Annotated in this window: 10 protein-coding genes; 9 read left to right on the top strand and 1 reads right to left on the bottom strand. The window is 52.9% G+C overall.

Annotated features, from left to right (window positions below):
- From argC to argH, 3 genes are all read left to right on the top strand, one after another.
- The coding region (gene argC, locus AB7E14_RS13950) for an N-acetyl-gamma-glutamyl-phosphate reductase (RefSeq protein ID WP_428169609.1) at positions 1–781 on the top strand (781 nt) is incomplete at its 5' end.
- A 7-nt stretch (positions 782–788) separates the two neighbouring features.
- Positions 789–1,565, top strand: a complete 777-nt coding sequence (gene argB / locus AB7E14_RS13945; RefSeq protein WP_086512777.1) for an acetylglutamate kinase — start codon at positions 789–791, stop codon at positions 1,563–1,565.
- Positions 1,566–1,673: 108 nt separating this feature from the next.
- Positions 1,674–3,047 (top strand): argininosuccinate lyase, encoded by a 1,374-nt coding sequence (argH, locus tag AB7E14_RS13940; protein WP_042998950.1) that lies wholly within the window; start codon positions 1,674–1,676, stop codon positions 3,045–3,047.
- 62 nt (positions 3,048–3,109) lie between these two features.
- Here the strand turns inward: argH and araD are convergent, their stop codons facing one another.
- Entirely contained in the window at positions 3,110–3,802 is a 693-nt protein-coding gene (araD, locus tag AB7E14_RS13935) for an L-ribulose-5-phosphate 4-epimerase (RefSeq protein WP_316962753.1), read from the bottom strand.
- A 433-nt stretch (positions 3,803–4,235) separates the two neighbouring features.
- Here araD and AB7E14_RS13930 point away from each other — a divergent pair, with 433 nt between their 5' ends.
- The 6 genes from AB7E14_RS13930 to AB7E14_RS13905 form a co-directional block, all read left to right on the top strand.
- Positions 4,236–5,045: a DeoR/GlpR family DNA-binding transcription regulator gene (locus AB7E14_RS13930; RefSeq protein ID WP_042998952.1), complete on the top strand. Its 810-nt coding sequence runs from the start codon at positions 4,236–4,238 to the stop codon at positions 5,043–5,045.
- Between the two features lie 143 nt (positions 5,046–5,188).
- The gene (locus AB7E14_RS13925; RefSeq protein ID WP_044328351.1) at positions 5,189–6,193 is read left to right on the top strand and encodes a substrate-binding domain-containing protein; all 1,005 of its coding nucleotides are present in this window, start codon (positions 5,189–5,191) and stop codon (positions 6,191–6,193) included.
- A 64-nt stretch (positions 6,194–6,257) separates the two neighbouring features.
- The gene (locus AB7E14_RS13920; protein WP_394804287.1) at positions 6,258–7,775 is read left to right on the top strand and encodes a sugar ABC transporter ATP-binding protein; all 1,518 of its coding nucleotides are present in this window, start codon (positions 6,258–6,260) and stop codon (positions 7,773–7,775) included.
- On the top strand, positions 7,768–8,760 hold the full coding sequence (locus AB7E14_RS13915; protein WP_061069500.1) for an ABC transporter permease: 993 nt from the start codon (positions 7,768–7,770) through the stop codon (positions 8,758–8,760). The genes AB7E14_RS13920 and AB7E14_RS13915 overlap by 8 nt, the downstream gene beginning before the upstream one ends.
- A 13-nt stretch (positions 8,761–8,773) precedes the next feature.
- Complete coding sequence (locus tag AB7E14_RS13910) at positions 8,774–9,817, top strand: ABC transporter permease (RefSeq protein ID WP_428169608.1); 1,044 nt, start codon at positions 8,774–8,776, stop codon at positions 9,815–9,817.
- Positions 9,817–10,701 (top strand): L-ribulose-5-phosphate 3-epimerase (locus tag AB7E14_RS13905; RefSeq protein WP_428169607.1); only part of this gene is annotated, 885 nt, incomplete at its 3' end. The genes AB7E14_RS13910 and AB7E14_RS13905, both read left to right, overlap by 1 nt.

Genomic DNA, 10,701 nt, shown 5'->3' with positions numbered 1-10,701 from the left:
GGTGTTTTTAGCCACCGCCCACGAAGTCAGCCATGACCTGGCGCCGCAATTTCTGGCTGCCGGTTGCGTGGTCTTCGACCTTTCCGGTGCCTTCCGCGTGAACGATGCCGGCTTCTATGAAAAATACTATGGCTTCACCCATCAGTATCCCAACCTGCTTGAGCAGGCGGTCTACGGTCTGGCGGAGTGGAGCGCCGACAAACTGAAAGAGGCGAATCTGATTGCGGTGCCAGGGTGCTATCCCACGGCGGCGCAACTTTCTTTGAAACCCCTGATTGATGCCGGACTGCTGGATTTGACGCAATGGCCGGTGATTAACGCGACCAGCGGGGTGAGCGGAGCGGGACGTAAAGCGGCGTTGTCTAACAGCTTCTGCGAAGTGAGCCTGCAACCGTATGGCGTGTTTACCCATCGTCATCAGCCGGAGATCGCCACCCATCTGGGAACGGACGTGATTTTCACCCCGCATCTGGGCAATTTCCCGCGCGGGATCCTGGAAACGATCACTTGTCGACTGCAGCCGGGCGTGACCGCTGCGCAGGTCGCGCAGGTATTACAGCAGGCGTATGCGGATAAACCGCTGGTGCGTCTGTATGACAAAGGCGTTCCGGCGCTGAAGAATGTCGTTGGGCTGCCGTTCTGCGATATCGGTTTTGCCGTGCAGGGTGAACATGTGATCGTGGTGGCAACCGAAGATAATTTGTTGAAAGGCGCCGCCGCACAGGCAGTGCAGTGTGCCAATATCCGTTTCGGCTTTGCTGAAACGCAGTCTCTTATTTAAGGGTGCAATGATGAGTCCATTAATTATCAAGCTGGGTGGCGTATTACTGGATAGCGAAGAGGCGCTGGAGCGTCTTTTTACTGCGCTGGTGAACTATCGCGAGTCGCATCAGCGTCCGCTGGTCATTGTCCATGGCGGCGGTTGTGTCGTTGATGAGTTGATGAAAGGGCTCAACCTGCCGGTGAAAAAGAAAAACGGCCTGCGTGTGACGCCTGCTGACCAGATCGACATCATCACCGGTGCGCTGGCGGGAACGGCGAACAAAACGCTGCTGGCATGGGCGAAGAAACACCACATCGCCTCCGTAGGCCTGTATCTTGGCGATGGCGATAGCGTAAAAGTGACCCAGCTCGACGAAGAGCTTGGCCATGTTGGACTGGCGCAGCCGGGTTCACCTACGCTGATTAACACGCTGCTGGAAAATGGTTTTCTGCCAGTCGTCAGCTCGATTGGGGTGACGGAAGAAGGGCAGTTGATGAACGTGAACGCGGACCAGGCGGCGACAGCGCTGGCGGCGACGCTGGGCGCGGATCTGATCCTGCTTTCCGACGTGAGTGGTATTCTCGACGGTAAAGGTCAGCGCATTGCTGAAATGACCGCCGCGAAAGCGGAACAGCTGATCGACCAGGGTATTATTACCGATGGCATGATTGTGAAGGTCAATGCCGCGCTGGATGCTGCACGCACGCTGGGTCGTCCGGTGGATATCGCCTCCTGGCGTCATGCCGAGCAACTCCCGGCGCTGTTCAACGGTACGCCGATCGGTACACGTATTCTGGCTTAACTATTAATGTGCCGGATGGCGGCTTCGCCTTATCCGGCCTGCATGGGTTTTGTAGGCCCGGTAAGCGCAGCGCCACCGGGCAAAAATATCAAATTAAGGAAATTCGTTATGGCACTTTGGGGTGGGCGTTTTACTCAGGCAGCAGATCAGCGGTTCAAACAGTTCAACGATTCGTTGCGCTTTGATTACCGCCTGGCGGAGCAGGATATTGTTGGCTCTGTGGCCTGGTCCAAAGCGTTGGTTACCGTTGGCGTGTTGACCGCTGACGAACAACTTCAGCTCGAAGAGGCGTTGAACGTACTGCTGGAAGAGGTTCGCGCTAATCCGCAACAGATCCTCGAAAGTGATGCCGAAGATATTCACAGCTGGGTGGAAGGCAAACTGATCGACAAAGTCGGTCAGTTAGGTAAAAAGCTGCATACCGGGCGTAGCCGTAATGACCAGGTCGCTACCGATTTGAAACTGTGGTGCAAAGAGACGGTGACCGAACTGCTTACCGCCAATCGTCAGTTGCAGAGCGCACTGGTCGAGACGGCGGAAAATAACCAGGATGCGGTGATGCCGGGGTATACCCACCTGCAACGTGCGCAGCCGGTGACGTTTGCGCACTGGTGCCTGGCGTATGTCGAAATGCTGGCACGTGATGAAAGCCGTCTGCAGGACGCGTTAAAGCGTCTGGACGTTAGCCCATTAGGCTGTGGCGCGCTGGCCGGGACCGCCTATGAAATCGATCGTGAACAGCTGGCGGGCTGGCTGGGATTTGCCTCGGCCACGCGTAACAGTCTGGACAGCGTATCCGATCGTGACCACGTGCTGGAACTGCTGTCCGACGCCTCTATCGGTATGGTGCACCTGTCGCGTTTTGCCGAAGATCTGATTTTCTTTAACACCGGTGAAGCGGGCTTTGTTGAGCTTTCCGATCGCGTGACCTCCGGTTCTTCATTGATGCCGCAGAAGAAAAACCCGGACGCGCTGGAGCTGATTCGCGGTAAATGTGGCCGTGTGCAGGGCGCATTGACGGGCATGATGATGACGCTGAAAGGACTTCCACTGGCCTACAACAAAGATATGCAGGAAGACAAAGAAGGCTTGTTCGACGCGCTCGACACCTGGCTGGACTGCCTGCATATGGCTGCGCTGGTGCTGGACGGCATTCAGGTGAAACGTCCGCGTTGCCAGGAAGCGGCGCAGCAAGGATACGCTAACGCCACTGAACTGGCGGATTATCTGGTCGCGAAAGGCGTGCCGTTCCGTGAAGCGCACCACATCGTCGGTGAAACGGTTGTTGAGGCGATTCGTCAGGGGAAACCGCTGGAAGACCTGCCGCTCGCCGATCTGCAGAAATTCAGTAGCGTCATTGGCGATGACGTATACCCGATCCTCTCTCTGCAGTCGTGTCTGGACAAACGTGCCGCGAAGGGCGGGGTGTCTCCGCAGCAGATTGCACAAGCGATCAGCTACGCGAAGGCGCGTCTGGCATAACGGGTATTCTGGCTTATCTGGCCTGGCGAGATGCCAGGCTTTTTTATGCCATCACGCGAAGATTACTGTCCGTAATAAGCATTCGCGCCGTGTTTTCTCAGGAAATGTTTATCCAGCAGCGTGGGTTGCATGGCGGGAATTTGAGGTTGTAACTGCTGAGTAAACAAATTCATATAAGCGATTTCTTCCAGTACCACGGCGTTATGCACGGCGTTAGCAGGATCAGAACCCCAGGCGAAAGGCCCATGGCTGTTGACCAGTACCGCCGGGATCTGTTCCGGTGAGAGCCCGCGCTGCGCAAAGGTTTCGATAATCACGCTGCCAGTTTCATATTCATAGCGGCCATTAATTTCGTCGTCATGCATCGGGCGCGTGCAAGGAATGGTTCCGTAAAAATAATCCGCATGCGTGGTGCCTAAAGCCATTAAGTCTTTTCCGGCTTGCGACCAGATAGTGGCGTGTCGGGAATGCGTATGTACGATGCCGCCAATCGTCGGGAAAGCACGATAGAGCGCTAAATGCGTGTCGGTATCTGATGATGGCTTTTTATTTCCCTCAATAACGTTGCCGCTTTGTACATCCACCACCACCATATCTTCCAGACCCATATGGTTATATTCCACTCCGGAAGGTTTGATGACCATAATACCTTTTTCACGATCGATACCGCTGACATTACCCCAGGTAAAGGTCACCAGTTTATGCACAGGCAGGGATAAATTCGCCTCCAGAACGTGTTGTTTTAACGTATTCATTGTTGACTCCAGAATAAAGGATGAATGTTATTTAACAGCATTAATGACTTAACGGCGGATAACAGAGAATATGTGCCGCGTTTTTATTTAAATTACGCCGAATAAATAGGATGTAAAATGTAGTCAGGCGCGTCATGGCAAGAAAAAGTCATACTCGGTCACATTCGGGCATATTTGGTCAATCATAAGATGACCATTTATGTTTGTTTGAGTGTTTTCAGGTTACGGCAGGCGTGCAAAACAAGCGTATTTTGTGAGTTTTATCACCTTACATGTTGACTGGTTGCTGTTATTTCATTGTTTATTGTGATGAATATCGTTCAATTGTTCGCGGGCTTTTTCAATGGAATATTTCTTGAAATTAATCACTTTAATTCCGTGTAGAAACGTTAATTATAAGACCATGTAAAATGACACTTAACGGATCCCTATTATGCTGCAGGCAGAACGTTACAAAATGATTTGTGCCCATGTGCAAAAACAAGGGGCGGTGCGGGTAACGGAGCTGTCGCAATTATGTCAGGTATCACCGGAAACCATTCGCCGGGATCTGAGAGTATTAGAACGTAACAAACGATTGACCCGCAGCTTTGGCGGCGCGGTTTCTCTGGATGCGCCAGAGGCGACGGCAGCGGCGATAGAGGGGACGGCATGGCAGGCGAGCAGCGTGGACCGCGCCGAATCATTTCGCAAGCGTACCGAGGAACATCCTGATATCAAAACTAAAATCGCCAAGGCAGCGTTACAGTTTATTCATTCCGGCGATTGCATTCTGATGGACAACAGCAGTACCTGCTGGTTTCTGGCCCGGCAAATTCCGGACATTGATATTACCGTGGTGACTAATTCGCTACGCATTATCCAGGCGCTGGCCTGTCGGGATAAAGTGCGCATTATCGGTATTGGGGGTGAGTATTCTGAACGCCACGATGATTTCCATGGACCCGTTGCCGAGAGTGCTATTCGAAATTTTCAAATTAATAGTTTTTTCTTTTCCTGTCAGGGAGTAAATCTGGAAAATGGCATACGTGATGGCAGTGAAATAAATGCCAGGTTAAAGCAGGTTATGTTACAGGTTTCCGGGCAAAAGATCCTTCTGGTGGATTCCAGTAAATTTGAACAATACGCCTTCAGTAAAATATGTATGCTGGATGAAATCGATATTATGGTCACCAATAGCTGTATTGATCAACGTTATCGTGCGCAATACCCACAGCTAAATGTGGTGGAAGTCGATAAGTAGTATGTGTTAGCCGTTATCTGAATAATCATGACACCTGTCTGTTTATTCTGCCAATGCCAGAGGAAAGTCGAAATAAATAAAAAGTCAGGCCAATTTTTATTGGGTATTCCTGGCGTCTGAAGCTATTTCTTAAGGAAATTACGATGAAAAAATTACTCTTACCCTGCCTGATTACTGCTGCATTGTCATCAACCGCCGCGTGGGCTGAACAATCCACTGCGCCGCAAAAAGCCAACAAGCCTTTTACCATGGGCGTGGTTGTGAAAGTCGGCGGGATTCCTTGGTTCAACGTGATGGAACAAGGGATTAAAGAAGAGGGCAAGGCGCTCGGCGTTAATGCCTGGCAGGTTGGCCCAACGACGGCAGACCCGGCCGAGCAGGTGCGGGCCATTGAAGATTTAATCGCTAAGAAAGTCGATGTGATTGGCGTGGTGCCGAACGACGCGAAAGTGCTGGAGCCGGTACTTAAACGTGCCCAGGAAGCCGGTATCAAAGTGATTACCCATGAATCACCGGATCAGGCTAATGCTGACTGGGATTTTGAGCTGCTGAACACCCAAACCATGGGCGCCAATCATATGAAAGATATGGCGAAGTGCATGGGTGAAGAAGGCAAATACGCCATGTTTGTCGGCAGCCTGACGGTACCGCTGGTGAATGACTGGGCCAATGCCGCGATTGCTTATCAAAAAGAACACTATCCGAAAATGACCCTGGTGGAAGATCGCTTTGGCGTGGCGGAATCGGTGGACGATTCCATGCGCACTGCGAATGACCTGATGTCCAAATACAAAGATCTCAAAGGCATTATGTCGTTCGGTTCTCAGGGCCCGATTGGCGCAGGCCGCGCGATTGATAAACGTAAGAAAAACGATGCGATTTGCGTGTTCGGCACCTTCACTCCGGGTCAGGGCATTAAATTGCTGGAGAAAGGCGCGATTGACGGCGGCTACATTTCTAACCCGATGATCGCCGGTAAAGTTTTCGTTCAGGTCGCCACGGCGATGATGAACGGCGAACCGATTAAAGACGGCGTCAAAATCGGCGATATGGGCGAAATCAAAGTCCAGAACAACACCATCCTGAGCGATAACCCCGAAAAGCTCGATGTTGAAAATACCCGGCGTTTAGTGAAGTTAGGTTTGTAGTTTCAGGTCGCATCACCGGGCCGCCAACCGGCCCGGAAATCCTTTGGTCGTTTTCAGGAACAGCATGATGCCGCATATTGCAGAACGAAATGCCGGTGAACCGTTGGTGACGTTTAAGTCGCTAAGCAAAAGTTTTGGCGGTCATCGGGCATTAAAGAATATTGATCTCACGTTAAATAAAGGCGAAGTCCACTGTCTGGCCGGAGCGAACGGCTGTGGTAAAAGCACGCTGATAAAAACCCTGTGCGGTGTGTATATCCCGGATGCCGGTAGCGAAATTATTATTGATGATAAATCCTGGTCCAGACTCTCGCCGGATAAAGCCCGTGAGTTAGGCATTCAGGTTATTTATCAGGATCTGTCGTTATTCCCGAACCTCACGGTCGCGGAAAATATCGCCTTTGAAGAAAATCTCAAGGGCTATTTTGGCTGGCACCGCAAAGCCCGTCTGAAAGCGCTGGCGCTAAAAATTATCCACGAATTACATTTCTCCCTCGATCCGGACGCGCAGGTTCAGCATTTACCGATTGCCCAGCGCCAGCAGGTGGCGATTTGCCGCGCGCTGGTGGCCGATGCCCGGCTGGTGATTATGGATGAGCCTACGGCGTCGCTGACGCGTACTGAAGTTAACCAACTGCTGCGCACGGTCAATTATCTGCGCGATAAAAATATCACCGTGGTGTTTGTCAGCCATCGTCTGGATGAAGTGAAAGAGATTTCCGACCGTATTACCGTGATCCGCGATGGCGAAATCATTGGCACCTGGGCGGCGAATTTACTAACCCCGTCGCGTATTACCGAACTGATGACCGGCAGAACGATTGTCCATCAGAAAAAGCTGCCGAACAGCGTGGAAGGAAAAGTGGTGCTGGAACTGAATAAGCTCAGTCGGAAAGGGCAGTTCGAGGATATTTCACTGAAGCTTCACCAGGGTGAAGTGCTGGGACTGTGCGGATTGTTAGGCTCAGGGCGAACAGAGCTGGCGTTAAGTCTTTTTGGCATTACCCATCCGGATAGCGGAGAGATTTATCTGGAAGGGAAAAAAGTCACCATCAAAGACAATACGCAGGCCGCAAAACTGGGCATTGCCTATGTCTCTGAAGACCGCCTGACGCTGGGCGCGGTGCTCCCGCAGTCGGTCAGCGACAATATGGTGCTATCGATCCTTAACCGGTTAAAAACGCCGTGGCATGTTATTGACGAAAAACGCCAGGCCACCCTCGTTCAGGAGTGGATCCAGGATCTGGATATTAAAGTCGCCAATCCCGATAACCCGCTCTCGACGCTGTCCGGCGGCAACCAACAAAAAGTGGTGTTGGCAAAATGGATTTTAACCCGCCCCAAAGTCTTGATCCTCGATGCGCCGACCGTCGGCGTCGATATCGGCGCGAAAGACAGTATTTATCAGCTTATCCACCACCTTTCCGGCGTTGGAATTTCCGTGCTGCTGATTACCGATGAAGCGCCAGAGGCGTATTACAACTGCGATCGTATTTTCCATATGCAGCGCGGGAAAATTATTAACGAGCTGTTGCCTGCGGACTATACCGAGCAGCAGCTGGCGGAGGTGATTAATGGCTAATGTATTGCCGCTCCGGTTTCCACGGTCGGTGGAAGGCTGGCTGGGCTGGGTCATCGTCCTGATGCTGGCGTTTTTTTCGCTGATGAGTAATGAGTTCCTGTCAATCCAGAACCTGCTCGATCTCACCGAAAGCTACGCGGTGACGGGGATATTCGCCCTCGGCTTGTTTGTGGTGTTGGTTACCGGGGGGATTGATATTTCCTTCGCAGCCGTGGCGTCGGTAGTTCAGTACGTGGTGGCGTCGCTGTTGCTCAGCGGCACCATGACCAGCCCGCTGCTGTGCCTGGGGTTTGCTATCGCGCTGGGTGTGATATTTGGCCTAATCAACGCGATCCTGATTTATTACCTCAATGTGGTTTCCATCATCATCACCATCAGTATGCAGTCGTTGTTGTTCGGCCTGCTGATGTGGCTGACCAACGGCCACAGCATCTATGACCTGCCGGATTGGTGGATCACCCAGCGATCGCTGTTTAGCTTTGGTTTTGAAGGAGAAACCTACCAGGTCGGGCTGCCGTTGGTGGTGATGTTGGCGATGGCCTGTTTCACCTGGATGCTGATGAATAAAACCCATATTGGTCGTCAGCTGTATGCGGTGGGCGGCAGTACCGAATCGGCACGACGTATCGGTATCCGGGTATCGCTGATTTATCTTTTTGCCTACGGGTATCTTGGCGCCGCCGCCGCCATTGGCGGAATGCTACAGGCCTATCGCATGAGTGAAGTGGTGCCTAACGCGCTGGTGGGCGGCGAACTCGATGTATTGGCCGCCGCCGTGCTGGGCGGAGCCAGTTTGTCCGGCGGGCGCGGTTCGGTGATTGGCACGCTAATGGGGGTCTTTCTGATCGGCATCCTCAAAAACGGTCTTAACCTGATCGGTGTCTCCAGCTACTTCGTGAATATCGTCATCGGCGTGGTGATTGTCTCGGCTATCTGCGTCACCCATTACAAAAAACGTAAAGAAACGGACGTTGGATTCGTCTGACAGGGGGCTTGAAATGAAAAAGCAGGCATTTTTACCGCTTGATGGCACCAGCTCAGGGTTGCTGGCGATCTGTTTCTTCGCCGTGGCGGCGTTCAGTTTGGCGATGCCAGGGCGTTTTTTTACCGACAACACTTTTCTGAGTATCGCCTTTCAGCTACCGGAACTGGGGCTACTGACCTTCGCGATGTTTGTCCCGATGCTGAGCGGCGGGCTGAATCTGGCGATTATCGGTACCGCGAATTTGACCAGCCTGTTTATGGCCTGGCTGCTGATCCAGTATGTGCCGGCTGACGCGTCTACCGGTATGCAACTGTGGTGGCTGTTTCTGGCGCTGCTGGGCGCAATGGCGATCGCCATGGCGATCGGCGCGCTCACCGGGACCATTATTTCCCGTGTAGGCGCGCACCCGATTCTGGTGACGCTGGGCAGCATGACCATTATCAGCGGCATCGGCGTTTACCTGACTAAAGGCGCGGCGCTAATCGGTATGCCACCGGTGGTGCGCAGTATCGGGTCGGAAGTGATCTCTGGCATTCCGGTGCCGATGGTGATTTTTATCGTCGCTACCCTGGGTCTGGCGCTGTTCCTCGGCAAAACCCGTACCGGGAAAATCATCTATATGTGCGGCAGCAACATCAATGCGACCTGGTTTAGCGGCATTCGCACCCACCGTGTGTTAATGGCGATTTATGCGATTTCCAGCCTGCTGTGTGTGCTGGCCGGGCTGATTATGCTGGCCCGTTTTAACTCCGCCCGTATGGGCTATGGCGATTCTTATCTGCTGCTGACGGTACTGGCGATTGTGCTGGGCGGCACCGATCCCTTCGGCGGCTCAGGCAAAGTCAGCCACGTCTTTTGCGCCTTGCTGGTGCTGCAGGTGATCGCCACCGGCCTGAGCCTGTTAGGCCTCAGCCTGCATTTCAATCTGGCGGTCTGGGGTATCACGCTGATAGCAGCGCTGGCGTTTAAATTCTTTAAGCAAAAATGGCAGGCACAGCGCGCCATGAATCACAGCCGAAAAGCGTTACAACAACTGGCCACTCGTGAGGGAAGATAATGCGTAGCCACCCGTTAGGTATTTATGAAAAGGCGCTACCCGGAAACACCAGTTGGGTAGAAAAACTGGCACTGGCAAAATCCTGCGGTTTTGATTTTGTCGAAATGTCGGTCGATGAGAGTGAAGAGCGGCTGGCACGCCTCGACTGGTCTCTCGCGGAGCGCATGGAAATCATCAGCGCGATCCAGAAAACCGGGGTGCGCATTCCAACGATGTGCTTATCCGCCCATCGCCGCTTCCCGTTCGGCAGCCACGATAGCCAGACTCGTCAGCAGGCGCGTGCCATCATGCAAAAAGCGCTGCGGCTGGCGCAGGATTTAGGGATACGGACCATCCAGCTTGCCGGTTATGACGTTTATTATGAGCCACAGAATGAAGAAACTATCGCCTGGTTCGAAGATGCGATGGCCTGGGCCGCGGAGCAGGCTGCTGCTGCGCAGGTGATGTGTGCCGTGGAAATCATGGATACGCCTTTCATCAATTCCATCAGTAAATGGAAAGTACTGGATGAAAAAATTAACTCGCCGTGGTTCACCGTTTACCCGGATGTTGGCAACTTAACCGCCTGGGGTAACGAACTGGAGAGCGAGCTGGCGAAAGGCATCGACCGTATTGCCGCGATCCATCTCAAAGACACATTCCCGGTGACGCCGGATTCGCCCGGTCAATTCCGCGATGTGCCCTTTGGCGAAGGGTGTGTGGACTTTATCAAGCTGTTCAATACGCTACGCCGCCTTAACTATCGGGGAACCTTCCTGATTGAGATGTGGACGGAAAAGTCCGCCGAGCCGTTGTTGGAAATTATCCGTGCGCGCCAGTGGATAGAGAGCAAGATGCTGGCAGCCGGGTGGTATGACGAACGGCCACTCATGGCTGGTTATGGT

Origin of the sequence: Citrobacter sp. (assembly GCF_050252275.1) — a bacterium.
In the GTDB taxonomy this organism is placed as follows: domain Bacteria; phylum Pseudomonadota; class Gammaproteobacteria; order Enterobacterales; family Enterobacteriaceae; genus Citrobacter_A; species Citrobacter_A amalonaticus.
The sequence above is the reverse complement of the archived record's forward strand: the minus strand, read 5'-3'. Positions and strand labels throughout refer to the sequence as shown.